The sequence below is a fragment of the Candidatus Nitrosopumilus sp. bin_32a genome, from assembly GCF_054095935.1.
Genome location: NZ_JBSWSN010000005.1, coordinates 234,712 through 261,539 on the forward strand (window position 1 = coordinate 234,712; position 26,828 = coordinate 261,539).

43 protein-coding genes and 1 tRNA gene are annotated in these 26,828 nt (G+C 33.9%); 9 read left to right on the top strand and 35 right to left on the bottom strand.

Annotated elements, in window-relative coordinates; genetic code table 11:
- Positions 1-15: 15 nt before the first annotated feature.
- The 3 genes from ACW9XH_RS06235 to ACW9XH_RS06245 all read left to right on the top strand — a co-directional run bounded on the left by ACW9XH_RS06235 (position 16) and on the right by ACW9XH_RS06245 (position 1,714).
- The gene (locus tag ACW9XH_RS06235) at positions 16-321 is read left to right on the top strand and encodes a hypothetical protein (protein ID WP_457759775.1); all 306 of its coding nucleotides are present in this window, start codon (positions 16-18) and stop codon (positions 319-321) included.
- Between the two features lie 336 nt (positions 322-657).
- Positions 658-1,161 carry a winged helix-turn-helix domain-containing protein gene (locus tag ACW9XH_RS06240; protein ID WP_457759776.1) on the top strand — a complete coding sequence of 168 codons (504 nt, stop codon included), beginning with the start codon at positions 658-660 and terminating at the stop codon, positions 1,159-1,161.
- A gap of 148 nt (positions 1,162-1,309) precedes the next feature.
- The gene (locus ACW9XH_RS06245; protein WP_457759777.1) at positions 1,310-1,714 is read left to right on the top strand and encodes a PPOX class F420-dependent oxidoreductase; all 405 of its coding nucleotides are present in this window, start codon (positions 1,310-1,312) and stop codon (positions 1,712-1,714) included.
- Positions 1,715-1,795: 81 nt separating this feature from the next.
- On the opposite strand, the gene ACW9XH_RS06250 is transcribed toward ACW9XH_RS06245, so the two are convergent.
- Both ACW9XH_RS06250 and ACW9XH_RS06255 read right to left on the bottom strand, forming a co-directional pair.
- Entirely contained in the window at positions 1,796-2,176 is a 381-nt protein-coding gene (locus ACW9XH_RS06250; RefSeq protein WP_457759778.1) for a hypothetical protein, read from the bottom strand.
- Positions 2,177-2,268: 92 nt separating this feature from the next.
- Positions 2,269-2,754: a DUF4352 domain-containing protein gene (locus tag ACW9XH_RS06255; protein ID WP_457760028.1), complete on the bottom strand. Its 486-nt coding sequence runs from the start codon at positions 2,752-2,754 to the stop codon at positions 2,269-2,271.
- Positions 2,755-3,040: 286 nt separating this feature from the next.
- On the opposite strand from ACW9XH_RS06255, the gene ACW9XH_RS06260 reads away from it, so the two are divergent.
- A complete protein-coding gene (locus ACW9XH_RS06260; RefSeq protein WP_457759779.1) occupies positions 3,041-3,448 on the top strand; it encodes a hypothetical protein in 408 nt (135 codons plus the stop codon).
- Between the two features lie 43 nt (positions 3,449-3,491).
- Complete coding sequence (locus ACW9XH_RS06265; RefSeq protein ID WP_457759780.1) at positions 3,492-3,650, top strand: hypothetical protein; 159 nt, start codon at positions 3,492-3,494, stop codon at positions 3,648-3,650.
- Between the two features lie 239 nt (positions 3,651-3,889).
- On the opposite strand, the gene ACW9XH_RS06270 is transcribed toward ACW9XH_RS06265, so the two are convergent.
- The 25 genes from ACW9XH_RS06270 to psmA all read right to left on the bottom strand — a co-directional run bounded on the left by ACW9XH_RS06270 (position 3,890) and on the right by psmA (position 16,037).
- On the bottom strand, positions 3,890-4,045 hold the full coding sequence (locus ACW9XH_RS06270) for a hypothetical protein (protein ID WP_457759781.1): 156 nt from the start codon (positions 4,043-4,045) through the stop codon (positions 3,890-3,892).
- 390 nt (positions 4,046-4,435) lie between these two features.
- On the bottom strand, positions 4,436-4,585 hold the full coding sequence (locus ACW9XH_RS06275; RefSeq protein ID WP_457759782.1) for a hypothetical protein: 150 nt from the start codon (positions 4,583-4,585) through the stop codon (positions 4,436-4,438).
- A 61-nt stretch (positions 4,586-4,646) separates the two neighbouring features.
- Complete coding sequence (locus ACW9XH_RS06280; protein WP_457759783.1) at positions 4,647-5,096, bottom strand: DUF2299 family protein; 450 nt, start codon at positions 5,094-5,096, stop codon at positions 4,647-4,649.
- Between the two features lie 127 nt (positions 5,097-5,223).
- Positions 5,224-5,544: a hypothetical protein gene (locus ACW9XH_RS06285; protein WP_457759784.1), complete on the bottom strand. Its 321-nt coding sequence runs from the start codon at positions 5,542-5,544 to the stop codon at positions 5,224-5,226.
- A gap of 12 nt (positions 5,545-5,556) precedes the next feature.
- Complete coding sequence (locus tag ACW9XH_RS06290) at positions 5,557-5,805, bottom strand: hypothetical protein (RefSeq protein WP_457759785.1); 249 nt, start codon at positions 5,803-5,805, stop codon at positions 5,557-5,559.
- A gap of 190 nt (positions 5,806-5,995) precedes the next feature.
- Positions 5,996-6,069 (bottom strand) — tRNA-Asn (locus ACW9XH_RS06295).
- A gap of 71 nt (positions 6,070-6,140) precedes the next feature.
- On the bottom strand, positions 6,141-6,428 hold the full coding sequence (locus tag ACW9XH_RS06300) for a hypothetical protein (RefSeq protein ID WP_457759786.1): 288 nt from the start codon (positions 6,426-6,428) through the stop codon (positions 6,141-6,143).
- 16 nt (positions 6,429-6,444) lie between these two features.
- Positions 6,445-7,002 (bottom strand): 50S ribosomal protein L6, encoded by a 558-nt coding sequence (locus tag ACW9XH_RS06305; protein ID WP_457759787.1) that lies wholly within the window; start codon positions 7,000-7,002, stop codon positions 6,445-6,447.
- The gene (locus tag ACW9XH_RS06310) at positions 6,992-7,384 is read right to left on the bottom strand and encodes a 30S ribosomal protein S8 (RefSeq protein ID WP_457759788.1); all 393 of its coding nucleotides are present in this window, start codon (positions 7,382-7,384) and stop codon (positions 6,992-6,994) included. Before ACW9XH_RS06310 ends, ACW9XH_RS06305 begins: the two co-directional genes overlap by 11 nt.
- 6 nt (positions 7,385-7,390) lie before the next feature.
- Entirely contained in the window at positions 7,391-7,567 is a 177-nt protein-coding gene (locus ACW9XH_RS06315; protein ID WP_457759789.1) for a 30S ribosomal protein S14, read from the bottom strand.
- Positions 7,567-8,088 (bottom strand): 50S ribosomal protein L5, encoded by a 522-nt coding sequence (locus tag ACW9XH_RS06320; protein WP_457759790.1) that lies wholly within the window; start codon positions 8,086-8,088, stop codon positions 7,567-7,569. The genes ACW9XH_RS06315 and ACW9XH_RS06320 overlap by 1 nt, the downstream gene beginning before the upstream one ends.
- Before the next feature lie 4 nt (positions 8,089-8,092).
- Complete coding sequence (locus ACW9XH_RS06325) at positions 8,093-8,809, bottom strand: 30S ribosomal protein S4e (RefSeq protein WP_457759791.1); 717 nt, start codon at positions 8,807-8,809, stop codon at positions 8,093-8,095.
- Positions 8,809-9,276: a 50S ribosomal protein L24 gene (gene rplX / locus ACW9XH_RS06330; RefSeq protein ID WP_457759792.1), complete on the bottom strand. Its 468-nt coding sequence runs from the start codon at positions 9,274-9,276 to the stop codon at positions 8,809-8,811. The genes ACW9XH_RS06325 and rplX overlap by 1 nt, the downstream gene beginning before the upstream one ends.
- Before the next feature lie 4 nt (positions 9,277-9,280).
- A complete protein-coding gene (locus tag ACW9XH_RS06335) occupies positions 9,281-9,703 on the bottom strand; it encodes a 50S ribosomal protein L14 (RefSeq protein ID WP_457759793.1) in 423 nt (140 codons plus the stop codon).
- Positions 9,703-10,026 (bottom strand): 30S ribosomal protein S17, encoded by a 324-nt coding sequence (locus tag ACW9XH_RS06340; protein ID WP_457759794.1) that lies wholly within the window; start codon positions 10,024-10,026, stop codon positions 9,703-9,705. The genes ACW9XH_RS06335 and ACW9XH_RS06340 overlap by 1 nt, the downstream gene beginning before the upstream one ends.
- On the bottom strand, positions 10,023-10,289 hold the full coding sequence (locus ACW9XH_RS06345) for a ribonuclease P protein component 1 (protein WP_457759795.1): 267 nt from the start codon (positions 10,287-10,289) through the stop codon (positions 10,023-10,025). The genes ACW9XH_RS06340 and ACW9XH_RS06345 overlap by 4 nt, the downstream gene beginning before the upstream one ends.
- Positions 10,286-10,492, bottom strand: a complete 207-nt coding sequence (gene rpmC / locus ACW9XH_RS06350) for a 50S ribosomal protein L29 (protein WP_457759796.1) — start codon at positions 10,490-10,492, stop codon at positions 10,286-10,288. Before rpmC ends, ACW9XH_RS06345 begins: the two co-directional genes overlap by 4 nt.
- Entirely contained in the window at positions 10,489-11,277 is a 789-nt protein-coding gene (locus ACW9XH_RS06355; RefSeq protein ID WP_457759797.1) for a 30S ribosomal protein S3, read from the bottom strand. The genes rpmC and ACW9XH_RS06355 overlap by 4 nt, the downstream gene beginning before the upstream one ends.
- A 2-nt stretch (positions 11,278-11,279) precedes the next feature.
- Positions 11,280-11,738, bottom strand: coding sequence for a 50S ribosomal protein L22 (locus ACW9XH_RS06360; RefSeq protein ID WP_457759798.1), 459 nt, complete (start codon positions 11,736-11,738; stop codon positions 11,280-11,282).
- 5 nt (positions 11,739-11,743) lie between these two features.
- Entirely contained in the window at positions 11,744-12,139 is a 396-nt protein-coding gene (locus ACW9XH_RS06365; protein WP_457759799.1) for a 30S ribosomal protein S19, read from the bottom strand.
- Positions 12,140-12,180: 41 nt separating this feature from the next.
- The gene (locus ACW9XH_RS06370; protein WP_457759800.1) at positions 12,181-12,447 is read right to left on the bottom strand and encodes a 50S ribosomal protein L23; all 267 of its coding nucleotides are present in this window, start codon (positions 12,445-12,447) and stop codon (positions 12,181-12,183) included.
- The gene (gene rpl4p / locus ACW9XH_RS06375) at positions 12,444-13,256 is read right to left on the bottom strand and encodes a 50S ribosomal protein L4 (protein ID WP_457759801.1); all 813 of its coding nucleotides are present in this window, start codon (positions 13,254-13,256) and stop codon (positions 12,444-12,446) included. Before rpl4p ends, ACW9XH_RS06370 begins: the two co-directional genes overlap by 4 nt.
- Positions 13,256-14,251, bottom strand: coding sequence for a 50S ribosomal protein L3 (locus ACW9XH_RS06380; protein WP_457759802.1), 996 nt, complete (start codon positions 14,249-14,251; stop codon positions 13,256-13,258). Before ACW9XH_RS06380 ends, rpl4p begins: the two co-directional genes overlap by 1 nt.
- 205 nt (positions 14,252-14,456) lie before the next feature.
- On the bottom strand, positions 14,457-15,269 hold the full coding sequence (locus tag ACW9XH_RS06385; protein WP_457759803.1) for a putative RNA uridine N3 methyltransferase: 813 nt from the start codon (positions 15,267-15,269) through the stop codon (positions 14,457-14,459).
- Between the two features lie 30 nt (positions 15,270-15,299).
- Complete coding sequence (gene psmA, locus ACW9XH_RS06390; protein WP_457759804.1) at positions 15,300-16,037, bottom strand: archaeal proteasome endopeptidase complex subunit alpha; 738 nt, start codon at positions 16,035-16,037, stop codon at positions 15,300-15,302.
- A gap of 135 nt (positions 16,038-16,172) precedes the next feature.
- On the opposite strand from psmA, the gene ACW9XH_RS06395 reads away from it, so the two are divergent.
- Together ACW9XH_RS06395 and ACW9XH_RS06400 are read left to right on the top strand one after the other, a co-directional pair.
- The gene (locus tag ACW9XH_RS06395) at positions 16,173-16,589 is read left to right on the top strand and encodes a DUF371 domain-containing protein (RefSeq protein ID WP_457759805.1); all 417 of its coding nucleotides are present in this window, start codon (positions 16,173-16,175) and stop codon (positions 16,587-16,589) included.
- Between the two features lie 244 nt (positions 16,590-16,833).
- Positions 16,834-17,175: a hypothetical protein gene (locus ACW9XH_RS06400; RefSeq protein ID WP_457759806.1), complete on the top strand. Its 342-nt coding sequence runs from the start codon at positions 16,834-16,836 to the stop codon at positions 17,173-17,175.
- A 16-nt stretch (positions 17,176-17,191) separates the two neighbouring features.
- Here the strand turns inward: ACW9XH_RS06400 and ACW9XH_RS06405 are convergent, their stop codons facing one another.
- The 6 genes from ACW9XH_RS06405 to bioA form a co-directional block, all read right to left on the bottom strand.
- Positions 17,192-17,842: a Snf7 family protein gene (locus tag ACW9XH_RS06405; protein ID WP_457759807.1), complete on the bottom strand. Its 651-nt coding sequence runs from the start codon at positions 17,840-17,842 to the stop codon at positions 17,192-17,194.
- 93 nt (positions 17,843-17,935) lie between these two features.
- A complete protein-coding gene (locus ACW9XH_RS06410) occupies positions 17,936-19,045 on the bottom strand; it encodes a redoxin family protein (RefSeq protein WP_457759808.1) in 1,110 nt (369 codons plus the stop codon).
- 4 nt (positions 19,046-19,049) lie between these two features.
- Positions 19,050-19,781: a cytochrome c biogenesis CcdA family protein gene (locus ACW9XH_RS06415; RefSeq protein ID WP_457759809.1), complete on the bottom strand. Its 732-nt coding sequence runs from the start codon at positions 19,779-19,781 to the stop codon at positions 19,050-19,052.
- A gap of 186 nt (positions 19,782-19,967) precedes the next feature.
- On the bottom strand, positions 19,968-21,101 hold the full coding sequence (locus ACW9XH_RS06420; RefSeq protein WP_457759810.1) for an aminotransferase class I/II-fold pyridoxal phosphate-dependent enzyme: 1,134 nt from the start codon (positions 21,099-21,101) through the stop codon (positions 19,968-19,970).
- A complete protein-coding gene (gene bioB, locus ACW9XH_RS06425) occupies positions 21,085-22,062 on the bottom strand; it encodes a biotin synthase BioB (RefSeq protein WP_457759811.1) in 978 nt (325 codons plus the stop codon). The genes ACW9XH_RS06420 and bioB overlap by 17 nt, the downstream gene beginning before the upstream one ends.
- Before the next feature lie 72 nt (positions 22,063-22,134).
- Complete coding sequence (bioA, locus tag ACW9XH_RS06430) at positions 22,135-23,457, bottom strand: adenosylmethionine--8-amino-7-oxononanoate transaminase (protein ID WP_457759812.1); 1,323 nt, start codon at positions 23,455-23,457, stop codon at positions 22,135-22,137.
- Between the two features lie 74 nt (positions 23,458-23,531).
- Here bioA and bioD point away from each other — a divergent pair, with 74 nt between their 5' ends.
- Positions 23,532-24,218 (top strand): dethiobiotin synthase, encoded by a 687-nt coding sequence (gene bioD, locus ACW9XH_RS06435; RefSeq protein ID WP_457759813.1) that lies wholly within the window; start codon positions 23,532-23,534, stop codon positions 24,216-24,218.
- A 3-nt stretch (positions 24,219-24,221) separates the two neighbouring features.
- Here the strand turns inward: bioD and ACW9XH_RS06440 are convergent, their stop codons facing one another.
- The gene (locus ACW9XH_RS06440; protein ID WP_457759814.1) at positions 24,222-24,770 is read right to left on the bottom strand and encodes a hypothetical protein; all 549 of its coding nucleotides are present in this window, start codon (positions 24,768-24,770) and stop codon (positions 24,222-24,224) included.
- A gap of 78 nt (positions 24,771-24,848) precedes the next feature.
- Between ACW9XH_RS06440 and ACW9XH_RS06445 the strand changes: the two genes are divergently transcribed.
- The gene (locus ACW9XH_RS06445) at positions 24,849-25,319 is read left to right on the top strand and encodes a hypothetical protein (RefSeq protein ID WP_457759815.1); all 471 of its coding nucleotides are present in this window, start codon (positions 24,849-24,851) and stop codon (positions 25,317-25,319) included.
- A 28-nt stretch (positions 25,320-25,347) separates the two neighbouring features.
- On the opposite strand, the gene ACW9XH_RS06450 is transcribed toward ACW9XH_RS06445, so the two are convergent.
- Positions 25,348-26,742 carry a hydroxymethylglutaryl-CoA synthase family protein gene (locus ACW9XH_RS06450; RefSeq protein ID WP_457759816.1) on the bottom strand — a complete coding sequence of 465 codons (1,395 nt, stop codon included), beginning with the start codon at positions 26,740-26,742 and terminating at the stop codon, positions 25,348-25,350.
- Positions 26,743-26,828 lie beyond the last annotated feature (86 nt).

Here is a 26,828-nt window from a genome sequence, read left to right on the forward strand (position 1 = left end):
TTCTTATGATAAAATATGGTGCCTCTAGAAGACAAACAAGAGCTTGAAGCTTTACTGAATATTGTAATCAACCAAATTCCATCTTACACAAATATGGTAAATTCCACAAACTGGGATGTAAACCATGATGATTGTATATTCGGTATGGTGTATCATTCATTTGTTGCAAAATCTACTGAATACATGAAAAACAAGTTCATTGACACTGAACAAATTACAAACGCTGAATCCACTTTTCAAATGATGAACTCTATTTCTGAAATATTTGATGACCGACTTGCAGATATCAAACAAGCAATAGTGTTCTCATCAAACTCCTAGTCTGAATTTACTCCTACACCATACTGTACAACTCGAATTTTATTTTTGGCTCCTTGCCCCATGCCGTCCTGTTGGGTGATATGGCAACATGTTTCCCAGGATCTGGGCTTTTTGATATTTTTTAAAATTTCTGAAACCGTTACAACAATTATTCTACTGATATTATATTGATTGTAGCGCTATTGATATTATTTGTTGCATTACAATTGTTCTTGTACTGGTTAGTATCAATATCATAGCAGTCTAACATTCATTAAAGTAAACAAAAATTGATGCGATTAGACAAAAAAATATGATACGCGGATCTTTTAGATCGGTTTTGAAAGGTAATTCTGTATGTCTACGTTACTAGAAAAGCAAATCAAAGTTAATCGTATTGTTACGACAAATATTGGACACGCACGTGCAATTGACGACCCTGCACGAGCAAAAATCGTTGAAATTCTATATCATCAAACATTATCAGCTGATCAGATTTCTACTGCTCTAAAAAAGACAGGATACAAAAAAGCACTGACCACTGTACGTCATCATTTGGAAATTCTAAAAACTTCTGGACTGATTGAAATTGCAAGAATTGAGGAATCTCGTGGAGCCATCACAAAATTCTACAGCACATCTACAAAATTGTTAGACTTTCAAACTCCTGTTGATTTTGATTCCACATATTCAAAAATCATTAATAACACATCGACAAAAATTGAAAAAATCCTCAAAGGACTAACTCCAAAAACTCCCAAATCAAAGGGAAAAAAATCTGAGGACTATTCGCAATATTTGGTAATGGAGATTATGAATAGGGCAATGACTAATGTTCTTGAAAAATCTAGTGAAAAATAATCGATGAGTTTGAAATGATTAATCATCTAAAGCCGATCAATTCAAATTTTGTATTGGGACCAAAAATGTGCAAAAAATATCTGGAAAATACGTTTGTAATGGATAAAGTTGGAAAGACATCTGCAACAGTAAGGAAAAGTGAAAATTGATGGATAAGAAAGCTGTTGATCTATTTTCAGAAAAAAACCTGGTATTTATTGCAACTGTAATGAAAGACGGTTCACCTCAGGTTTCTCCTGTATGGGCAAATTATGAAAATGGGTATGTTTTGGTAAACACTGCAGAAGGCAGAATAAAACACAAAAATGTTTTACGTGATCCTAGAGTTGCAGTCTCTGTTGTGTCAAAAGACAATCCACTTGACATGACAACAATTCGTGGAACCGTGGAGGAATTAATTCCAGACTATGAATACAAACATGCAGACAAACTGACTTTACAATACATGGGGCGTGAACATTATCCATTCAAACGTGATGATGAAAAAAGAGTCATACTGAAAATAAAACCAAACAAGGTTTTCGTCTTACCTGAATTAAAGATGAGCGAGTAATAATTTAAAATGTTTCTAAATTCGAGTTTAGAAACATAATAGATTCAGTATGTCAGATTAGAAAAAAGGTAGCAGGACAGCTTAACGTCGACGTTTAGCTGCCTTTCTCTTTGGAGCGGCTCTGCGTTTTGGTGCTGCCTTTCTCTTTGGAGCTGCTTTTTTAGCTGCAGTTCTTCTCTTTGGAGCTGCTTTTTTAGCTGCCTTTCTCTTTGGAGCGGCTCTGCGTTTTGGTGCTGCCTTTCTCTTTGGAGCTGCTTTTCTTTTAGCCGCTGCTTTTCTTTTAGGAGCTGCTTTTCTCTTAGGTGCTGCGGATGCTGCATTTTTCCTTCGAGTTGCTGCTGCCTTTCTTTTACGAGCTGCTGCTGCTTTTAGTGCTGTTGCTTCTGCTAATGCTGCATTCCTCTTTCGAGTTCTTGCTGCTTTTTTAGCTGCTTCAGCTCTTGTTGCTTTAGATGTTACCATAACTTTTTTCAAAAATCATCGGTGTTATATGGTAAAAGTCACACATTACTACGCTTAATATCGAAAAATTTGACACATTTTTTATTTTCCGATCAACAATTTGTAAGACAAACAACAGCTGTATCAACAGTTGATTGATCTTTTTGTGGACGAATAATTATTTTGTATTGTTTTTCTTCATCAAACGGAATATCAAACTGTGTTGTTCTTTGAATTGGTTTGTTTGGTTCAAGTGCTTCCAAAAACAAATCATTTGCTGAGAATTCTCCAAAAACTGCTTCGTGTTTTTGATCTTTTTCATCTACGATGTAAAATTGCCCTCCAGAAATCACTGTTTTTTTGTCACTGATGTTTTTTGCAGTAATTCCAATCATTACAAACGTATTTTCTGGTACATTTTCTTTATCTCCGTTATGTGTTCCCTCAAATGTTATGACATATTCTACAGGTCCTACAATTACCGCATTTCCTACACTTGATTCAATGAAATTTGTCTCATATTGAGTATACATGAACATTGCAGCTCCCATCGAAGCAATAATTGCCCCAATTACAATTACAATTCCAAGTCCTGCCATGTTGTTTACTTTGATAATTTTGGTATATAGTTGAAACGCACAAAATAATGTCAAAAACATGCCTATTTTGAGTGAAATTGGGTATGTTTTCCAGTATTTTGTTACATCAAAGACAAACACATGATTATCTACTAATTCATTATAGTAATATTGAACAAGCCTTGAGACTGTTTTAGTCATTAATTACTTCTTGAGGGTTGTTCTTTTTTGCGATCTAGTTATGTTTGTCATAATTTCATCTGACGCGCAGGTATTCTTTTATTTCTCATGTTTGAGACTTGTACCAATGACTAAAACAGTTACTATTGCAGCAATTCTAGCATTATCTGCTGGATTATTGTTTGCAGTACCAAGTGCTGTCGAAGCAAACCACCTTGATCTATGGAAAGATCTTGATTCTGCAACAAAGTCAACAAAGGGAAATTCCCTTAACTTGACAGTTACTGCAGATGATGTAATTCCAAAAGATTTTCCAACCGTAGAAGTTAGTCCTTCCAAAGTTGTTGTAGGTTATGCTTGGCTGGACGCATTTGATGACAATGGTGACTTGAGAGGTGATGAAATTAGTGGTTTTGTTACAGCAATACATCCTACATTTGATGATTCTAATCAAAATCCCCATGCATGGCATTCTCAGTGTTACACTTGTCCCACACCCAACACAAGCAGTCCCACCAAATTTCTGTATCTCTGAGTTAGGAACAACTCAAGCAGGAATTCAAATTAAAGGTGACACCATGAAAGTAAATACTCCTTTGAAACAATCTGGAGCAAACTTTGATGGCCTTGACCTTGCAACATCTTTCACAGTAAATGCTGATGATGATTGCGAATCTGGATTAAGAGTATTAGGAAATTCTCTTAATCGTGGAACTCAAGTTGATATTGATGGATAACCCATCTTCTTTTTCTTTATTTTTTATCAAAAATTAGGGGGTTGAGCTTTTACGCACGACACTAATAGTTTGGGCATGTTTAGCTGGGAGAGCTTGGTGGAATTATGGTTGCATGTTGTATCTAGGCACAAGTGTTGCACCCCCCCTACAAATGCCTGTTTTTGAAAATTTCATAATGTGACTAAACATGCTAATTTTCAAGGGGGGTTTAACGCCTAGCCTTAATTTTGTAGATTAAGTCATTTAATCAAATTTTCAGTAATTGATGTGATCCAATCAAAAACTTGCAAAAAAAGACTTGATGTGAACTCTCTGAATTCATCAAAGACATTATTTGTAGATGCAAATGTTTCATTTATTGCAGATTCATCTATCTGTAATGGTGTCTTTTTCACTAATCATTTTAGAAAAAATTTGATTTTACTATATGTGTGCATTTTTGAACACACATTTTATGTCAAATAAGGGGGGTTTAGAGGAGCAATGGTGTTGATCTGCAGAATTATGTCTTAATTGATTAGCAATCTACTGTTTTAATTCTTTTTGAACTGTTTTTACAATAAAGTGTACTGCTAGCGCAATTCCCATAATTTTGAAGAAATTACTCATGGGCTTGGACCTCTTGTTTCTCATAGGAATCGAGAATTTCATCTATCATTTTAAAGAGATTCAATTCTGAATCAACTCCCATTTTGTTGTATTTTCAAGTTGGATTTTGCTAACATTGATGCTAACATTAATCTCAAAGTTTTTTGTTGCATGTCTGAATAAAACATTGAATCTGTTCATTTTACAAACACCATTACCGTTGCAATTGCTGTCAAAATGAATACTTTATTCTTTGAAGCCCTTAATTTCAAAATCTGGTTTTCTAAAAAATTTGCTTTTGAACTATGTTTTTTTGTGTTATTTCTTGTAAGAAATGTTGTTTTCATACTATGTTCTGGTGAATTATTGATATAAGGTCCGCGTAGAACTGATAAATCATCTATTTTTCTAAAATGTCTTTAGTAAAAATCTGGATGTTTTATCGTATTTTTCAGAAACGCTATCTACTGCCTCAAGCATTGATTGCTGGTTGATATTTTCCTTATCATCCATTACTACATAGACTCCGACTTTTTGCTTTCCATCTTCAGTGAAAATTTTGTTAATTACCTGTATGGAATTACAGAAATCGTTCACTTTACTCTCAAATTTCTCTTTCTCTTCTGCATTGAATCCCAAATATCTTGCAATTTGGCTATTTTTCATTACAACTTTGGCACCAATTACTAGAATTCCTGGTTGCTTTTTTGGTTCAAATACTTCAACAGGTATGCCGTATGGTCCTGCATGTTTTAGAAGAATCTGAAAATTGTTTTCAGGATTTTTTACCTCTTCAAATGACAACCCTTCATGAATTACCCATCTCTCCACATTGTCTCTCATCCTGGATGCACTCATGGAAAGTCTTTCAAATAAGTTCTATATGATTCTAAATCTAAATGATTGCTGTGCTAAATTTAGAATGTTTCTAAATTCGAGTTTAGACATATGAGTTATCTTTGCCTGGAAAACAAGAAATTATTATCTAGACGTTAACATTGAAGCCAGGATTGACTTTTTCTGTCAATTCAAAAATTATAGATATCACAATACTTACAATTGATACCAAAATTCCGATATATACAAATAATTTGGCTCTTATTGGATGAACTTTTCTCAAAATAAAATAACAAATCACTCCGCCAATAACACCTAAACCTACAATTGAAATACATAAACAAGTTTTGGCTTTAATCGGTGACTCATTTTTTAGTAGAAAATATGCAACTAATCCCCCCGGAATTAATCCAAATAGAATTGGTAGAATATACCACCAATTACTTCTAGGTTTTTCTGGGTATGACATTATAGTTTACCATTATTTTGCTACTATTGATTTTTTCTGTAATTGGGTAATCTCAATTTCTACTGTTTCCAAAGGATCTTCGACTTGATTGCGTTTAATTGAGAACATTTTTGGTTTTTCAAAGTCCTCTGTGCAATCTGGACATGCATAAACTAACACTCTATGTTCATTGGGGGCTTTTGGATTTGACAATCTTGGATAATACACTAGTCTTGCTCCGCAATCCACACAATATCTGTTGGCCCTTCTAGTTCTGACCAATGTAAACCTCCTGCATCATTCTAAGTATGCGATCATCTATTAGATCTATATTGTCTAATTGTGTAAACCAATTACTAACAACCGATCAATATTTCTAAATTCGAATTTAGAAATATGTTGAATTCTATACTTTGATTATGCTGTTATTGTAGAAATAGAATATTTCAAAACTCGAGTTTAGAAAGAAGAGCGCCTCCCACCAGACTTGAACTGGTGACCAACCGGTTAACAGCCGGTTGCTCTACCACGCTGAGCTAGGGAGGCACACGATTGTACCTTGGCAAAAGTGATTTAATCTTTGCGACTATGCATAATCCACTAAAATCTGAAAATCTTTAGTTAAATTTGACAAAAAATTCTTTGATTTCTTTTGCATGGCTTTCTACTAGTTCGATAATTTCCAAGTGTTCACCAGCTGTTGGTTCTCTTTGATGTACGATTTGAAATGCACTAAGTGCTGAACCTACCATTTCCCCTACAAAAAACCCGCACAAAAAATCACCTATGTTTCCACAATCCCACGTCTCACTAATTCTTGGGGATGCTCCTGCCGATTTGTATAGTTCTAACGTTTGGACGATTAAATCAATTGTTTGTTTTGAAAATTCAGGATCAAGGGTCATTTGTTAAACTAGAATTTTATTTTTCTATGCCTTTTTTCTTTTCAAATGCATAGATGCCGTCAAGGAAAACTCTATGATCTTTGTTCTTTACTTTGGATTTTAGTTCTATGTTGGCAGCTGTCTGTGTGATGTCTGTCCAAACTTCACCTGTAAGTAAAACATCTTCTCCTTTTGGAACCACTTTGGTGTTGCCAACAATGTGTGTTATTCTTGGTGCACGTTCTCCTTGGAAGTTTTCAATCAAAACATTCTTTCCTTCTACTTTGACCGTAATTGGAAAGTGAGAGAATACAACTTTCATTTTAATTGTATATCCTGTAACCAGACCTTCACAAATATTTCTAATAATTGATCTTGCAGTGTGCAATATTGCATAATCTCTCTTCTTCTGTTCTATTGAAGTTAAGAGAATTTTTCCTTCTTTTATCTCAATATTTACTGGAATTGATCTAAAGCTTTTGTGAGTTTTACCTAGCGGTCCTACAAAATGCAACATGTGTTTCTTCAGTGTGACTGTAACCCCTTCAGGAATATCTACCTGATCTTGGAATTTTTCTAGTTGCTCAGTAGACATAACCTATCAAAAATCCTCCAATTCCTTTCTTTATTGCTTCATGATGGGACATTACTCCTTGATTGGTTGTAACCACAAGCATTCCTCTATCATATGCGGGCAAATATTGTTGCTCCCAACTGTTGTATTCATCTGTTTTTACTTTGAATCTTGGGGATATTGCTCCACATTTTGTTATCTTTGCTAATAGTTTAATTTTGAATTTTCCTCCTCTTTTATCATCTATGTGTTCGAACTCTCCAATGTATCCGTCTTTTTGAAGTGTCTTTAGAACTTCAATACCTAGTTTTGATGTTGGGAGTATAAGACAATCTGATTTTCTTCTAGCTTCATTGTTGTAAAGTGTGACAAATAGATTTGCTAAGATGTTTGTTGCAGGCATGTTATATCACTTATTTTTCCTGAACCCTAAAGATGTTGCTACTTCTCTGAAGCATCGTCTGCATAACATTAAATCGTATTTTTGAATAACTGCTGTGTAATCTCCACATCTTTTGCACCATTTAGAGCCTCTTCCAAAGTCATGTTTTTTTCTTCCGGTTGCCTCATATGATCTGTCTTTCATTATGTTACGGTCACTCCAAATTCTTTTGTTAGATAATCCTTTGCTTCTTGACTTTTAATAACATGTTTTTTACCCACTCTTGCTTTGTGTTTACTTCGAGTTCTGATTCCATATCCTGGTCTTGATAATGTAATTGAAATCCCTAGTCCTAAAATTCCTACTTGCGGATCATATTTTACTCCTGGGATGTCTATGTGTTCATTAATTCCAAATGAAAAGTTTCCAAAATTATCAAATGATTTACCGTTTACTGTATTGCCTTTAGATTCAAGTAATCTTTTCAATAATGCTGTTGCATCATCGCCACGAATCGTTACTGCGACTCCTATTGGCTCTCCTTTTCTAACTCCCCAGTCTCTGTGTGCTTCTTTTGCATTACGTGTAGATGGTTTTTTCCCAGAAATTTGTTCCAGTGCAACTTTTGCAATACTGATTACATCTCCTGATTTTCCTAAACCCATGTTTAGTACAACTTTCTCTAAAGATATTTTCTTCATGGGGGTTTCTGTTATTTGAGACATATGATCACTTTAATTGAATTATTGGCTCCTCTTTTCCAATTGGCATAATAATATCTGCAGGAATTTCAATTTTTCTATCACCTAATGCAACAATGACTCTTTTTGGGAGGATGAATGTTCCTTCTTCAATGGTTTCAATTTTCCCAATTCTACCTGCGTTACTTCCTCGTGTAACCAGTCCTTGACAACCTGTTTCTAATTTAATTACTTCGAGAATTTTTACTTCTGGAATTTGAATCAGACAAGTATCTCCAATACTTACTTTGGTATCTGAAATTATTGAACGACCATCGTGGAATCCAATTTGTAATTTTCCTTTGTTTAGTGTGGTTTTAGTAGTAACTCTGACAAGTTTTTTAGATTTTTCTGATTCATTAATTTTGATTGGCTCTAGTAGTTTATTTTCAGTTGGGACTAGACGATAAATTTCTGGAACGTCCTGTAATTCTACAACATCCATTAATCCAATTGCATGGTGAAGTGATTTTCTTACAACTCCGTCAATCTTTACTCTTCCAGAATAAATTGCAGATTTTGCTTCTCTTAGACTGGTAACGATAGTCAGCATATCTCTAAGAAATACTGCAGTTGGTATTGAATCACTTTTTTTATGTGGGCCTGGTTTTACTGTAATTACAAATCTCTTGTCTTTTCTACCAATTCCCCAAAATTGTGGGGCCATTTGACGTTTGAGTTTTTTACTACCTGCAATACTTACCATTATTTCTCATCTTCCTCTTTTTTGACTTTTTCTGCTCCTTTTGTTTCTTTAGGGGCTTCTTTGATTGGTTCTGATTTTGTTTGTTCTTTCACTTTTTCTGTTTTTGGTTGTTTTCTAGGATCTTTTCCTTCTAGTTTAGCAATTCTCCATTTGTCTTCTGTGCTAAGCGAAGTAACTACAAGATTAGATGTGTGAATGTAAACGTCAAATTTATCCCCTTTAGTTTTCTCTTTCTTTACTCCTTCAATTGCAACACTGCTTTTTGGTATGGATATTTTGGATATTTTACCATCCACTCCTTTGAATTCCCCTCTTAGTATTGTAACACTGTCTCCTTCAACTACTCTTACACTTCTTTTACCGTATTTTTTATGAAGATCTTTTGAAAGTGCACTTCCAAGCTGTTTACTTTTAGTTTTGTATGTTGCCTGGTAAATCATCAGATTGCGCATTTTAGTTGGTTTCATTTTATTATACCACCATGGATGCCAAGTTAGCTACTCTTGGCCATTTTTCTGTAGCTTCTGCTGCAACCGGTCCTTTGATGTCTGTTCCTTTGGTTTCTCCTTCTGGAGTGATAAGTACCGCTGCGTTATCTTCAAAACAAACCCTTACACCGTTTAATCTTCTAACTGCATATTTTTGTCTAATTATCACTGCACCGTAAACTTGTTTTCTTAATTCTGCCGGTCCTTTCTTAACTACGACATTACAAAAGTCTCCGACTGATGCTGATGCGAGTCTTGATGATGTTGTATGGTGTCTTGGAACATTGATTACTTCTAAAATTTTAGCACCTGAATTATCTGCACACACAATATTTGCCCCAATTGGAATTACTTTGGTTACGTATGGTCTGAACTCTTCTACGCCTTTGCCTGCTTGCTTTGCCATTATGCTTTAACCTCCACAACAACATATGAGACTGATTTTGAAATTGGTCTGCATTCTGCAGTCAATACATGATCTCCTGCTTCAACATCAATACAACCGGGAACATGTGCGTGAATAGTACTTGTACCTCTGGCATATCTCTTAAATTTGCTAAAGTAAATTGGTGCATCTTTTTGTAATGTGATGGTTTGTTTTGCTTTGCTTCCTGTAACTTTACCGTCAAATAATTTTCCTCTTATTGATAAACCGCCATGGAATGGACAGTGTTTGTCTATGCATTCTCTTGTTGGTTCTTTGACTTTTAGTCCTATATTGTGGGTCATGCTTTTCCTCCAATTCTATCAAAAGGTCTTTTTACAATTTTGTTACCCTCTACCACTATGTCTTTTCCTTGAATTGAGAATTTCCAACTATTGGTTGACTTTGCAATGGATTTAGATCCGTTTTCGGTGTTTATTGTAAACATTGATTTTGTTTCATTGATAATTCTTCCATTTAATCCTACTACTTGTGGATTGGTGGATTTGATGATCTCAGTATTTAATCCGATGAATTCATGTGATGCTATGTTGTCTGCAGTGATCATTTTTCTCTCCTCATCTCGTTTAATCTTGTGAGCATTCTTGCAATGTCATGTCGTAATGGTTTTAGTTTTCCACTTTCTTTTCTCAAAGTTCCTTTGGAACCATCAATTCTAAGTTTAGATAGCTCACTACGTGTTTCTTGAACTTTACTTTTTAGATCTTTTTCGTTTAACTGTTTAATTGTCTTCATGCTGAGTCTGGTCATTTCAATTTGGCCTCCTCTTCTTCTAATGTCTCAAGTGATTCCATTTTCTTTGCTTCAAGTGCGATTCTTTCAGATTCTGATTTTGCAATATCTTTTTTGCCTTCTACTTTGACAACCTCGATTTTTGAACCTTCGACATCTATTTCTTCTACTTTGATTTTTGGTTTGTCGTTTGATTTTCCCTTCTTTGTTTTATCTGCTCTCATTTCAAATTCTGGAATGAGTTTTTCTTTTTTAGCAATTCTAATTCTAACTCCAATTAATCCCATTGCTGTTTTTACGTGTGCAATGTCTTCATCAACTATGATTTCTGCGTGATGACCTGCCCTTGGTAAAATTCCTTGTGTATGTTTCTCAAATGCTGAACGGTCGCCTCTAAGTTTTCCTGAAATTGTTATTTGAACACCCATTGCACCCCCTTCCATGATTTGTTTTAGTGTCCACATGGTTGCCCTTCTAAATGCAGTTCCTCTTTCCAAATGTGATGCCATTCTATTACACATTACACTTGGTGCTAATTCTGGCTTTTCAATTTCCACTACTGAAATTTGTGGGTTTTTTAATCCAAAGTCCAGTGCAAGTTTCTCAGTTAGTGCTCTAATGCCAGAACCTTTTCTACCGATTACGATTCCAGGTCTTGTTACATGTAATGCAACTCTAGTTCCTACCGGTGTTTTTGAAATTTCTGCATGAGAGAAACCTGCGTCTTTAATTGCATCTCTGAGATAATCTTTGAGTAACATCATATTGTAGTTGTCTTTGATTACGTTTTTCACAGCTGACATTTCTAAATCTCCTTTGCCACCAATTCTACATGAGTCAATACGTTGTTCTTTGGAGTTGCTCTTCCCATTGCTCTAGGGATGAATCTTTTTACAATCACTCCTTTGTGAACAGTTGCGTTTATGATTCTCAATCTATCTAAATCCATTCCTTTGTATTCTGCATTTGATTCTAAATTATCTAAAACTTTGATAAACTCTTTTGCAGTTTTTTGTGGATAACGTCCTGACATCACACCTGGGTCTGCTCTGTGAGCTACTTGATTTTTATATCTTCTAAATGGAACTGCTCTTTTTTTGGCAACCACTGCAATGAGATAGTCTCTTGCTTTTTCAATTGATAATCCTTTGAGTGATACTGCCACTTCACGTGCATGTTTGTGGGAGATGTCTTTTTCTCTTAATGAAGCACGTACATGTCTTGTTGGGTCATAATTTTGGAAAGCGTAATTGAATCTACCCATAATAATCACTTTAATGGCACGTAAAGGCTGGATCTTGACGCACCAACACCTGGTGCACCATGTGAAACCTTTTTGTTCGTTATTACATATTCTCCCAAATAATGTCCAACCATCTCAGTTGTTATTGTAACTGGTCGGAATTCTTTTCCGGAGAATGTGTTTACTGTAACTCCTACCATGTATGGTAGAACAATCAAATCTCTAACATGTGTTTTGATGGGATTTTTTAATTTACCTGCTTTTGCAGATTTAATTTCTTCAATCAATTTTCTTTTTCCGTCTGTAATCCCTCTGGTAAGTGATCGTCTTTGTCTGGAATTAAATAATAAGAATAATTTTTCTAGCGATAGGCTATCTAACTCCTCTTTCGGAATGCCTCTGTATAAAAATTCTTTAACCAATTCTATTCTCCTCTGTTAGTGTTCGATTTCCATGGTCCATATTATAGCATTCCTATCTTTGTTGCCAAATCTCTGGCCTTTTCGGTATTTTCAAACTGAACAAATGCTTTTTTGCCATAAATTGTTCTTGCAGTGTTTACTTTTCTAACATTTTGATTGTAAAGGGTCTTTACTGCTTCTGAAATTTCTGATTTATTTGCAGATATCTCTACAATGAAACAAATTTTACTTTCATTTTCAATCATTGCAAATGTCTTTTCTGTAATGTATGGTTTGATGATGATTTTCATTGCTTGATCTACATTCATTGTCTTTTCACCATTACTTCGAGATGTCTTGATTTTATCTTTCCAATCTCCTCTATTGCAGACTTGGAATATACTGTTAATCTAATTGGATCAGAGCCTGGGGCTAAATCTAAAACGCTCAAGTCTTTGACATTTCTTACTTCTACACCTGGTATTGCCCCTGTTGCTTGTGAAAGATTTGATGAATCAGCAGTTACAAACAAAACGCTCTTTCCTACTTTTTTACTTCTACCTCTGAGTCTTGATTGTCCAGAACGTGGTTTTCTTGCATTCAGTCTTTCTACATCTTGTGTTAATTTCAATGCGTCTAAAACTTTGGTAATCTCACTTGTTTTAGCAATAGATTCAATGTCATCTGATACTATGATTGGAAATGATTCTATGCCTTCAACTTTATGACCTCTTAATTCTACAAGATCTTTTGATGCTGTAGCTGCAATTGCAGAACATAATGCTAGTTTGTTTTCTTTTTTGTTTAATTTTTTATAAATTACCTTCTCGACAATTGGTGGATGTGCTTGTCTTCCTCCTCTTGTAGATGCTACTTCAGCTCCCTGTCCTTGTCTTCCACCGCCTCCTCCTTGCATTCTTGCTACACGAGAAACACCTTGACCTGTTGGCGGATCGTTTGAATCTGCAACTACGTCCATACCTGCCATTGGTTTTCTTCCCTGTCTTTGGAATTTATGGGATGTTAAATTGGTAACAGCCTTGTGAATCAAATCTCTTCTATATGGAGTTGAGAAAATCATTGGTAACTCAATTTCAGTATCTTTTGTTCCAGTAGTTGTATATGATGATATTTTCATTAGATAACTACCTCCAAAATGTTTGGTTTGATGATTTTGTCTGGTGCGTTTCTAATTTGACTTCTTAGTTTGATTAATCTCTTGTAAGTTCCTGGAACTGAGCCTTTTAGAATGATAAAGTCTCCTTTGACTAAACCAAAGTGCTTGTATCCTCCATCTGGATTAATTTTAATTTTATCTGATTCAGTATTTCCCATAATCATAATTCTTTTATCATATTCTACTCTTTGATGGAATCCAGTTTGACCTGCTCTTGGAACTGTGTACATGACACTTTGTGGTGAAATAGGTCCTAATGAACCCACTTCTCTAACTGTTTTTCTTGATTTGTGTTGTTTCTTTTTAACTCCCCATCTTCTCATTACTCCTTGCCATCCATGACCTTTTGTAATTGCTGCAACATCTACAGTTGAACCAGTTTCAAAAATTTGATCGATTTTAATTTCTTTTCCAAGAGACTCTTTTACATGTGCAAATTGTTTTGCAATATCTCCACCGCTAACCATTGCTTCAAAAATATATGGTTTTTTCATTTCTAATCCGGCAGCTCTTGGAGAAACTGCAACAATTGCAAAAATTTCTTTAATCTTTTTTAATCGTGATTCTGCATTTTCAATTGAACCTGCAATATTTTTAATTGTAATTTCTTTTGCAATGCTTTTTGGAATATCTTCAGCATAAACATCAAACTCCGCATGTTTTCCATCATGATCTTTTGAATATCCTCTAATTCCTAAAATCAATACTGGTGGTGTAACTAACACTGTTCCCAAACTAACTAGTTGTTTTCCTGCGTTTGGTACTTTGTCACGATCATCAATACTAACAATCTGAACACATCCTGCTTTGAATCCACAATGCGCTAAAATTTTTGGTTCTTCAGAATCTGATCTACTTGGCCAAGATCTAATTCTTGCTTCCATGCTTTTTGCGCGTACTCTACGTGAATATGCAAGACTTCCTCTACGTGGTTGGTGTCGTTTTCGAGCTCCCATGACTAAATCGCATCATCGATTTCCCTCTATTAAACCATGTGAGGTATCGTTAACCACTTATTTTTATTAGGTTAACCATCTATGCGTAATTTGTCACGGAGAAAATAATTCTGAAACAGAATTCCATATTGTAATTCCACCTACTATGATCCCAAAAACTCCCAACCCGATGGCAAATAATAAGAAATTTTTTCGTTCTGCCATGCTACGAGTTACTTTGAGCATTAAGTATCGATAATGTTCCAAGTAGTGCTTCCTCAAGACGTACTGTTTCAGTAGCTTGATTTGGGAAAAAATTTAATGATTTTGCATTTTGAACCTTGTTCATTTTACCTCCGATGATCTCATGCACTCCTTTTTCCGGAGATCCAAATACAACAAGTATTGGTTCATCTGATTTCACATATTTTGATAACTGTACATTGTTCACTGGCTTTCCTTTTCTTGATGTTATGATGATGTTTCCTTTCCATTCTGATAATACTGAAAACAAGTTTGCTCTTTCTTTAACTGAATATCCCCAATACATTGGGACTTCACTTTTGTCAATGTCTTTTACTGATAGTTTAGGATACCCTTCTTTGAATTTTACTGTCACTCTTTTTCCATTTGGAGTTTCTCCGTAATACTGGATTAGTTGATTTATTCCAACATCTACAAACTTTTTACCTTTTTGACTTACTACGATCCCTTCTCTAATGTCTCCTGCCATGATTTTCTTAGAATTTACTGGTGTAACGTGACTTGGAATTTTTAATGGGTGTAGTACTCCTGCAAATTTTAAATCATTCATTTTTGGAAATAATCTTCTTCTCAAAAATTGCGGTGTTTCTAAATATTTCAGAATCATTATCATTAATCCAGGATCTGTTTTTTTATTTCCTTCATGATAGACATAAATTGTATCAATTTTAAAAATTGCACAAGCCCTAGCTAGAATAGATATTTTTCTAGTCTTATCGATTTTAAGTGACTCATCTGATAAAGCAGACTCTGGTATTGCAACAGATAATTTCAATGTAATTTAATCTCTCAGGTCCTAAAATAATTATTTTTGTTCGTGTGGATATTTTGTTTTAGCATCATTTGCATATTTTGTGATTTGTTCTTCAGAAACTAATTCATACAATCCGGTTTCTTTTTTGATGTGTGCCATTCTGATGTGACTTGTTCCTTCTTTGTCTTCACTTGAAAGATAAATTCCTGCAGAAGCTAATATTGCAGCATCATCTAGTGAAAGATCTTCTTTGTATGTTTTCTCCAAAAAGTCTGTTACTTGATCAGAACCTGAACCTATTGCAATTGCATCATATGAGATGTATGTTCCACTAGGATCTGTTAGATACAACTGTGGGGTGTTATTTACAACTCCGCCGAGAATTAGTGCAACACCGTATGGTCTTACACCTGCATATTGTGTATATTGTTGACATTGATCAGCTAAATGTTTGGCAATTGTTTCAACTTCAACTGGTTCATCATAAATCATCTTGTTACTTTGTGAAAAGAATCTGGCATTGTCTACTTGACTTCTTGCATCTGGAATGTATCCTGCAGCTGCAACTCCAACATGATCATCAATTTGAAAAATCTTTTGAGCTGTAGTTGAAATTTGTAATTTTCTTGGTTTTTCTTCGACTGCAATAATAATTCCATCTTTACATTTTACACCGACTGCGATTGTCCCTCTTCTTACGGTTTCAATGGCGTATTCTACTTGGTATAGTCTGCCGTCTGGAGAGAATACTGTAATTGCTCTATCGTAACCTTGTTGTGCAGGAAGCATTTGATTGCAATGCTTTGATTATTCAATTTAAACCATGCCCACAATTGATAGTAATTACTAGTTTGATCGGAGCCTAATCTCAAAAGGACTATTGTAAATCAAACCTTAATTTGAAACTCGGATTGTGATGGATTTGTGGAGTTTGAAATTAAATTTTCAGGACATGAGAATATTCGTTCCAATCATCAAATGACATTGGAGATTACCAAAGAGTCTCATTTGACTCCTAGGGGCGATTGCATAGTTGGTGTTAATGCAAAATCTAGTTGTGCTGATTTGCCTGAAGAACTAAAAAACAAACTAAAAAACTCTGATTCCAAAGTAATTTTTTTAATTAAAGCTGGAGATGAAGAGTTCGTAATAGAGGGAAGGGGACATCCTGATCTTATTTTATCTCACAATGAAGACATAGTAATTAGAAAAAGTGATTTTATTTGCCCTCGAACACTGGCAATAAAGTGTGACAAAGCATCTGACTTGTTACCTAGGAGTATGGTGTTACTGCTTCAAGATCCTAAAACTATTGGCACATTTACTATTATTATTGAATAATACTGTGACAATTTTATACTCAATATGTTAATTTCATTCATGGGTCGAAAAACAAATTTTCTTCTTCTAGTTCCTTTGGCACTCTTTGCTGCAATTATTCTTGGATTTGGCATGTATATGACGATCTGTAAAAATTCAAACATCCCACTCAACTGCTAGATCTCTAATTTCTTTACATAATTCTCTGTTTTAGTTAATTCTGCTTTAGCACGATTCTCTTAAAGCATGAATCTGATTATTTTTTATGGTAAAACCTACAATTGAATTACCAATTTCAATAAAACCTACGGATGCAGAATTAAAGAAACTCAAAGATTATTTTAAAGAAATGCCTGTAGGTGAAATTCTTACAGGGTTGAAATTTGCAAAAAATAGATGGTCTGCAAAAGATGCTGGCACACTAAAGGTTGGAAGAAAAAGTATTGTTCAGAAAGAAGTTCATTCAGTTACTTCTGAACAGGCCCAGTGGAGATTAAAAAATTGGAAGATGATGATTGCAAATTATCGTAGACGTGGTTATAGCTATCCTACAATTTCTAGAATAAAGAAAATCTTGATACAAAAAAGTAAAAAGAAATCTAAATGATTCTTAATCTATTATTTTAGATAAAGATATCCGTTCTTTTTTGAGCGATTTGTTGTTTGAGTGAATCTGGAACGTCAGGAATTGTAGATTTTGTTTGTCCTGCAATTACACTGTGTGCTTCTTCTAGAATTGCTAATGTGTCTGCATTGGTTTCAGGTACCATGCTCATGCTGTCCCCGATACCTACAGATGAACCCGACATTACATCTCCGAGTATTTCTGACAAATCCTGCATTGATGCATTTGCTTCTGGCATAATTCCACTTAATGATGGACTTAATCCTTTGATTATTGCCATACATGGGCTGAGTGTAACTACAACATCTCCTAATTCTGAAACTGTATCTAATCTGAGTTTAACTTGTTCCATAGATAGTTTTGCACCGCTAACCATGTTCTTCATTTTTCTGACTTGAGTTAATTCTCCTGCATATGCTTGAGCGTAACTAGGTTTGTTGTTTCTTTGTGCGTTTACTATTTTTTCAAAAATCATATCGTGTTTAGCTTGTAATTTTATGTTAATTCCCTCTAATTTTGAAATTTGAAATTGTAATTTTTTTTGGGCAAAATCAATCTTATTTTTTAGTGGTTCATCTGGTCTTACTTTACCCATTACTTTTTGAGATATACTTTCTCCTTCTGTTTTGTTCCAAGAGTTGCTGATCATGCTTTGAATTCCTAATTGTAGTTGTTTTTTTTGTTTTAAACAGGGTTGTCCCTCCAGGTAGTGTCACTGGAGTTACAATAGTGAGTAGTTACACTATCCAAAGGTAAATGTGAATATCTGAAAGCCTTCTCCTTTTACTTTAATCTCTACAAGGTGAGATGAACTCGTATCACTATTGATGATATTGTACAAACCCGGTTCCTTTACTTGCAGAATATTGTCACCTGTGATGTCTTTTCCTGAATATTCTGATGGCAGGGGTTTGCCGTCTAGAAATATTTCTAATTCTGCAATATTTTCAGTAACTATGTTTACCTCTTTGGCATTGTATAGCAATTTGATAGTGCCAGTTTCAGAAACTAGTTCCATGCTGTCATCATAATTTTTCCAATCTCCTATTGGATAGAATTTATGCAAATCTATGTTTTCTGGTTCTAAATAGGAAATAGTTTTTCCAGGTTGAAATCCTTCTTCACTACCTAATTGATTTCGATTTTGTGCAAATTTGTAACCAAAATACAATTCAGGGGTTCTAAACAATGAATGCTGAAATTCTTCAACATCTACAAGAGACGATGTTGATGGTAACTGAATTCCCAATGATGTGGATCTTTCTTCTAGTAATTTCTGAATAATTTTCTCGGTTTCCTGATATCCTCCTTCTCCAATGTGATCATATCTGATGTATCCTTCATGGTCTGCAATGTATTTTCTTGGCCAATATCTATTTTCAAATGCTTTCCAAGTTTCCATGTCATTGTCCAATACCACTGGATAATTGATGCCATGTTTTTCAATTGCCATTTTTACATTCTCAGGATATTTTTCAAATTCAAATTCTGGTGAATGAATTCCAATTACCAATAACCCTTCTTCTGAATATTTATCACTCCATGCAGTGATGTATGGCAATGTCCTGATGCAATTAATGCAACTGTATGTCCAAACATCATACAGTACAACTTTACCCTTGATTTCCTTTTTCAATTCTTCAGGTGTGGTGTTTAGATAATCGGCTATGCCTACTAATTCTGGAGCTTTTTTGAATCCTGATTTATCAATTTTTGAGAGAGAACTAACATCTGTAAATGTGGTTGATGATTGTACATCTTGATCAAGTGATGAGAATATAACTCCAACAACGCCTAGTCCTGAAGCTATTATCGCTCCAAAGATTAACCCTGTTTTAATTTCCGAATTCATCATATCACCCTAGCAGTACCAACTCGTTAAGAAGTGGAAAATTTGCAATATGTGCAAGTTGATTTGTAAACACTAGGATGCCTAAAAAAATAATGAACGCTCCTAAAATTACATTATAATATTTTAGGTGTTTTGACATTGAGCGAATAATTTTCGTGGCTCTTGAGAAAAACACTCCAATCAAAATAAACGGAATTCCCAACCCTAACGAATATGCAAGTAGCAAACTAAATGAAATTGACGGTGTTGTTGCAGCTAAAGTAAGAATTGTTCCTAATATGGGTCCGACACATGGAGTCCATCCTACTGCAAATGCTAATCCAAATACAAAGGACATAGGATAACTTGATTTTAGATTTTTAGGAAAAAACTTCTTCTCTACATTTAATGAACGAATTTTTGTAGATAATAGTAAAAACAATCCAAATGCAACAATGATGATTCCTCCCACCATGTTTAGACTTTCTGTAAACTCACTTGCTGCGCTAGAAAGAACACTGTTGATTAAAACCCCTAATACAGAAAACACTACAGAAAATCCCAATACAAAAAATATTGTATTTAGAACAATGTTTGCTCTGTTAATGGATAGGACTGTTCCATTCTTGGAACCTAATTCTGTCACCGTTGTTCCAGATATGTATGCGAGAAAAGCTGGAATCATTGGTAAAATACAAGGTGCAATAAAGGAACTCAAACCTGCAAGTAATGCTACAAGAATAGTGGGATCTGCCATATCATAATATTACAATTTTTCCTTTAAAGCTTTCTTCCAATTCTGCTTACTATCCGTTTTTAACTAGGTTATGGATAATTTTGATATGAATAAGCGATTTATTATTGTTGGAATAGCCTTGGGAATTATCGTTGCTCTGGCAGTGATTATTGGCTCACCTGCAATTGGTGGCTTTGATGCAATGCGTTAATTGTAAAATTTTTTATGTGCTTTTTCAAATATTTCAAGTGCATTTTCAATATCTGTGACTGATAACCACGCAGTAATTGAAATTCTTAACCTTGCTTGGTTTTTTGGAACAGTTGGGTATCTTATGGGTTGAGCAAAAATACCGTTGTCAAACAAAAATTTACCAAACTCCATTGCCTTTTTTTCATCACCGATAATTATTGGTATGATTTGAGTTGTAGAGTTTATTTCATAACCTGATTCTTTGAGTCCTTTTGTGAATTGCTTTGTGTTTGATATTAGTTTTCTTTTTTGTTTTTCTCTGTTTGACTGAAATCTTTTAAATGAATATTCTACCAAAAAAGATGGTAAGGCAGAAGTATAGATAAACGATTTTGATTTATTGATACACAGATCAATTACATTGTTGTAAGATGAAACATATCCTCCAAATGATCCTAATCCTTTACTTAGACTACTTACATACAAATCAATTTTTTTTGCGACTTTGAAATGATCTGGTGTTCCCTTTCCATCTTTACCTATAACAAAATCCCCATGTGCATCATCTACTATTGTAATTGCATCTGATTTGTTTGAAATTTCGGTAATCTGTTTTAATGATGATAAATCACCATCCATGCTAAAAATTCCTTCAGTGATTATGAATTTATTTTTCCCTTTTTGCTTTATTTTTTTATTTAAATCCTGCATGTCATTATGTTTGTAAATTGAAATTTTAGCATCTGTTAATTTGCATGACTCAATAATACTTGCATGGTTTAATTCATCACTTAGAATTAAATCTCCTTTTTTTGCAATAGCTGAAATTGCACCTAGATTTGCCATGTATCCAGTTGGATAAATTAAAGAATTCTGATGTGATTTGTGTTTTGCCAGTGTGTCTTCCAATTTCTTGTATGCTTCATCATTTCCTGATACTAGTCTGGAACTTGATTGTAATTGTTTGATTTGAATTTTAGTTGTAGGAATTCCTAAATAATCATTTGAGCATAAATTTACTAGTTTTTTGTCATTGATAGTAATTGTTGAACCATTTGTTTTTCCATATCGTAATTTTCTGTAAAGATTATTTTGTTTTAGATTTGCTATCTCTGAATCTACAAAATTTAGTTTATGTTTTGAGACCAATTCTCTCTATTAACTCACGGTCCTTTTCAGCCTCATTTCCGCCCATGGTGAGATATCCTTCTGTAATTATGCCATTTGCCCCACTTTGTAGTAGTTCTTCACCTGAATCCGACAACCTTGATTCTCGTCCTCCTGAAATTTTGATCACTGATTCTGGTAATAGAAATCTAATGACAGAAAAAATTCTAACTATTTCTGTATTTGGAAGTTCTGTTTGTAATTCTAATGGGGTTCCAGGCATTGGAACAAGAATGTTTATTGTAACTTCTTCTGGAAACAATCTTCCTAGTTCAAGTGCAAGTTCTAACCTTTGTTCTCGTGTTTCCCCCAGTCCGATAATCCCCCCTGTACAAAGTTCTAATCCTGCATCTCTTGCAATCCCCAATGTCTTTAGTCTATCTTCATAAGTGTGGGTTGTACATATTTCTGAGAATTTTGATTTTGCAGTTTCTAAATTATGGTTATATCTTTTTACTTTGAGTTCTTTTAATTTTTTTGCCTGTTCTATTGTTAGAAAGCCTAAACTGCATTCTACACTAATTCCAACTTTTTTATTAATTTGAGAAATAATTTCACAAACTTTTTCAAAATCTTTTGATGATGGTTCTCTCCATGCAGCTACAAGACAATATGATTCTGCACCATCCTCCTTTGCTTTTTGTGCTTTAATAACCACATCTTCTGGGGATGGCAATTGATATGTCTCTATTCCAGTATCAAAGAATGCAGATTGTCCACAAAATGTACAGTCTTCACTGCATGCATTTTTTTTAATGTTGTTTAATTGTTCAACGTCAACCTTTTTTCCATTAAAATCATGAGTTATCTCATTTGCACATTTTGCTAAATAATGAAGATGTTGATCTGGAATGTTAAACAATTCTTTTACATCTTCAGATGAAATGCCTATCCCTGAAAATACTTTTTCTTGACATTCTTTAATGAATTCCAACGTATTCATTGTTTAGTTTGAAATTATTCCATTTATAACAATAATGGAAAGGTTAACTGCTTTTGGTTGTGGGGTTAACGGTCAGATTACCTTTGGTTTGGCATTTTTGATTGTGGTGATTGTCCTATTCAGGAGTAATTCTAATTCTTTTTCAGATATTGCCAGTGGTGGAACAATCATGACTATGTTCCCAAGGGTTCTAAGGTAAATTCCATTCTTTTTTCCTTCATCGAAAAATATCTTGTTTATTGATTTCTTTGGAGTTATTGGAATCTTTTTTTGTTTATTTTTGACTAGTTCAATACCCATAAGCATTCCTTTGTGTCGGATATCTCCTACAATGTCTATTTCAGATATTTCATCGTAGAATTTTTCAAAAACTTTGGATGTATCTTGTATTTTTTTAATTAGATTATTTTCTTTATACATTTGTAGATTTTCATATGCTACGGATGCTGCCAAAGGATTTCCTGTATAGGTATGTCCATGAAAAAGATGCCTCCATTCATTAAATTCCCCCAAGAAAGAATCATAAATTTTTTTATTTGCAAGAGTTGCAGCCATGGTAATGTATCCACCTGTTAACATTTTTCCATATGCTACGATGTCTGGTTTACTTTGCTGTTCTTCATATTGCAACATTGTTCCTAATCGTCCAAATCCAGTAGCTATTTCATCTAGTACAAATAAAATATCATATTTTTTACATAACTGACTGATTTTTTTCTGAAATCCTTTTGGATAAATTATAACTCCGCCTGCCATTTGAGCCCCACTTTCCATTACAAATGCTGCAATGTCATCTTTTTTTGCAAATCTTTTTTCAATTTTATCTAAACAATGATTTTGATAATCTAAAATTGTATGTCCTTTTGGTATTCTGTATTTGTTTGGTACTGGAAATTGAATGGTTGAAAATAACTGCTGTTTAAATTTACCAAAAAATTCAGGCACATATCCTACGGACATTGCTCCAAATGTGTCTCCATGATATCCGTTTTGTACCGTTGCAATTTTTGTTTTCTTTTTGTTTCCGATATTTTTCCAATACTGTAATGCAAGTTTTAATGCAATTTCCATTGCAGATGATCCATTGTCTGAATAAAATACCTTGTACATTCCAGGCGATATTTTTACTAGATATTTTGCCAATTTTTCTGCAGGCTCATTTGTTAAATTAAACATGGATGAATGCTGTAATTTTTTACTTTGATTTGTGATTGCCTTGACTAGTTGTGGGTTTGAATGACCCCATACATTACACCACATAGAGGCCACTGCATCAATCATTTTATGACCTTGTGAATCAGTAAGCCACACCCCTTTTCCATGCGTGATTTGTGTGAATTTGCCCCATTCTTTCATCTGGGTGTTTGGATGCCATACAAAACTAGTATTCTTCAAGCAGTGTTTGTAAAACTGTTGTTCATAAAAATTGAACGACAAGATTAATCAATCATTGATTACGATATTTTTTATTGAATTCACTCTTCATAACTGGTACTGATACGGATGTTGGTAAAACTTACATCACTGCAGGACTTGCTGTCGTACTTCGTAAAATGGGTGTAGATGTAGGAATTATGAAACCTTTTGCAGCAGGCACTGCTCAGAAAAAAGGATTCAAGTCCGAAGATGTGGAAATCCTTTCAAATGCTGCACAAGTTAACGATCCTGAAAGTCTAGTCAATCCACAATTTTTTCCAATTCCTGCATCTCCATACACTGCATGGAAAACTTTGAAAATAAAACCAAAAACAGCAACTATTCTTTCTAATTTTAAAAAATTATCAAAAATTCATAAAATGATTCTTGTTGAAGGTATGGGCGGGATAATGACTCCTATTACTGATGACTACTATGTTGCTAATTTAATTAAAAATATGAATATTTCCGCTGTTATTGTTACAAGAACTAAGATTGGAACAGTAAATCATACAATAATGACAGTTAAGATGTGTGAGAAATACAAAATTCCAATTAAAGGTATTGTCATTAATGATTTTGATTCAGATGGATATAAAACAAAAGAGTTGTCTCGTGATCTTAAAAACGTCTTAAAGATTCCCATTTTAGGTTCAATTCCATTTATTGATGATTTAAGTGACTCTTCACTGTATGATATTTTTAAGAAAAATCTAAATTTTAAATTATTATTAAAATAAAATTTAAACTCTTAAAATTTTAAATTTATTTGAGCCGCTAACATTGCTAAATTTTGCAATTTCATAGATTATCTTTGAGAATGTATTGTCTTCTTTATTTAATATGAATGATCTTTTTCCCGTCTGAATATTTTCTGATAGTACTAACCATATGTTTTCTTTTTCAGGCTGAATTTCCTCCAGTGTGGCAATTTTTTCATTTATTATTTCAAGGTCTGAAGATTTTGCTATGTAGATTAACAGTGTCTTTTTTGGATCATTTTCTAATGTTTTTGTATCTGGAACCACTATGTCTAATTCGTTTTCTTTATGCAATACTTTTCTTTGACTTGTAATTAGTGCATTTGTAAGCAAATAATGTAATAATCCTGTAGCTAACACCCCCACTGCTTCATCTTTTTCCCCCATTGTTAGAATTTGATCATAACAATTCTTTACTATATCATTGATGATTTGATCAAATTTCTTTTCCTCAATCCATCGGAGGATGTTTTCTGAATTTTTTATGTATTCAAATAGATATTCCTTTATTGGGTTTGATTCTTCTTCCATCTCTTAACAAATTCTGTCATTCTTTTTATAAAATTTTTCTTAGATGATTTTAAAAAGCAGTCTATGCCTTGATGGTTAATGGTTGTCGTCGGGGATCTAATTGAAATAGTTGATAAAGTATCGGATAATGGTAAAGAAATTAAAGATTTAGAAAAAATCCCGTGGATAATTCAAAGTGAATCTAAAATACCTATAGAGATTTTTTCATTATACTCGATTAATTCTGAAACAGTTACAATCAACGATGTACACAGTGAAACATTTGATCAAATAAAAAAATCTGAATTTAGCCATGTTTTTGTTCATGTAGATCAATATGAGGAGATGTTTATACTATTTTTTGAATTTGCTGTTGAAACAATTGCTGATAATTTTGAATTTGTACATTTTGGAATAGTTCCAACTAATGATTTTTTTAACACATTAAATTCAAATCCAATCCTAAAAATTAGAACTAAAAACTTTAAATTTTCTGAATCTGCTATGGGGCGAATTTTAGAAAAATTAAGTGAATTTAATTCAAAATACCCTAAAAATTTACAATTTTAAAATTATTTTTAATTTATTACTTTTATAATCATTCGTTGTAAATGTAGCGTCTTTCGCCTCTGGATTCTTTTTCAGTATCCACATGCACTAGAACAAATTCTTTTTTTGAATGAACCATTGATTCTTCTGGTGCTAGTTTATTTTCATGTAATTCTTCATATTCGTCCCATGTCAATCTTTTTCGATCTCCGATCTCTACTTCCAAATTCATGTCTTTTACTATTTCTTTGTAACCTGGTTGAACAACACCGCTAAACACCATTGCACTACTTCCACTTCCGTAAGATCCAAATCCAACTCGTTTTCCTTCTAAATCAATACCTTTTTGATATTCAAATTCTAAACTGCTTCGGAATCCCAAATAAAGTGATGCAGTATACAAGTTGCCAATCATAGTAGATGCAATTAATGAACTAGATAGTTTTGATTCATAAACTTCTTGGTAAGCTTGAGTTTTTGTAAATAATTTGGTAAATTCATGATCTTTTGCCATAAATTCCTCATCACCCAATACTGATTCAATTGTTCCACGTGGGTCTTTTGGTATTGGTTCATCCATTCCAATTTCTTGCAATATGTTCTTCCATCTGGGGAGTTGTCTCCATTCATGTCTTACTAAATATGCCAAAGCTTTCTTTCCCATGTTACTGTAGGGCAAATGCATGTTGATGTAATCCATATGATCCAAAATTGTTTCGCCTTCTTCCATCTTGATTAACCCTGATGAAACGACTTTCTTCTTGTATGATTCAAGTGCTTTTCTAACTTGAATCATGTATAGTAAATTTGAATATTGTCCATGAACAATAGGCGTTTCTTTTCCAAAAGGTCTGTAAAAATCATATTCATCTTTAATTGATGTTGATGTAACTTTAGGATCAAATGCCAATAATCTTGGGTTATCATTTAGAAGCATAACTACTGCTCCTGCACCTTGAGTCATTTCTCCACTGGACCCCATATCATATTTGGCAATATCTGAAACCACTACTAGTGCTTGTTTTCCTTCTGCTTCTCCTGCTCTAATCCAATTGGTGTTATCATAAAGTGCATATGAACCACTAACACAGGCAAATTTTGTTTCAACACCTCCACAATGCTCAAACGCACCTTGGCCGTAAACTTGCTCTAGCATTCCAATCACATAGGAATTCATTGCCTTCGATTCATCAAATGCAGATTCAGTTGAAATGTATAGTCTACCAATATCGTCTGGTGAAAGTTTATTTTTTTGCATAATTCGTAAACATGCGTTAGCTGCAAGACAAGCCGGGTCTTGATTGGCATCAACAATTGCCATTTGTGAAACTCCTAGACCTTTTTGTAATTTTACTGGGTCTAGCCCTCTATTCTTTGCAAAATCTGCTGCATCAATATACAATCTTGGTATGTAAATTGCAATGTCATCTATTCCAGCTGCCATAAGCTAGCTCCCGGAATTTCATTAATAAGGATATTGGGTAAATTCTAAGTAACTAGGAAGGGAATTTTAATAATTTTTTGATTATT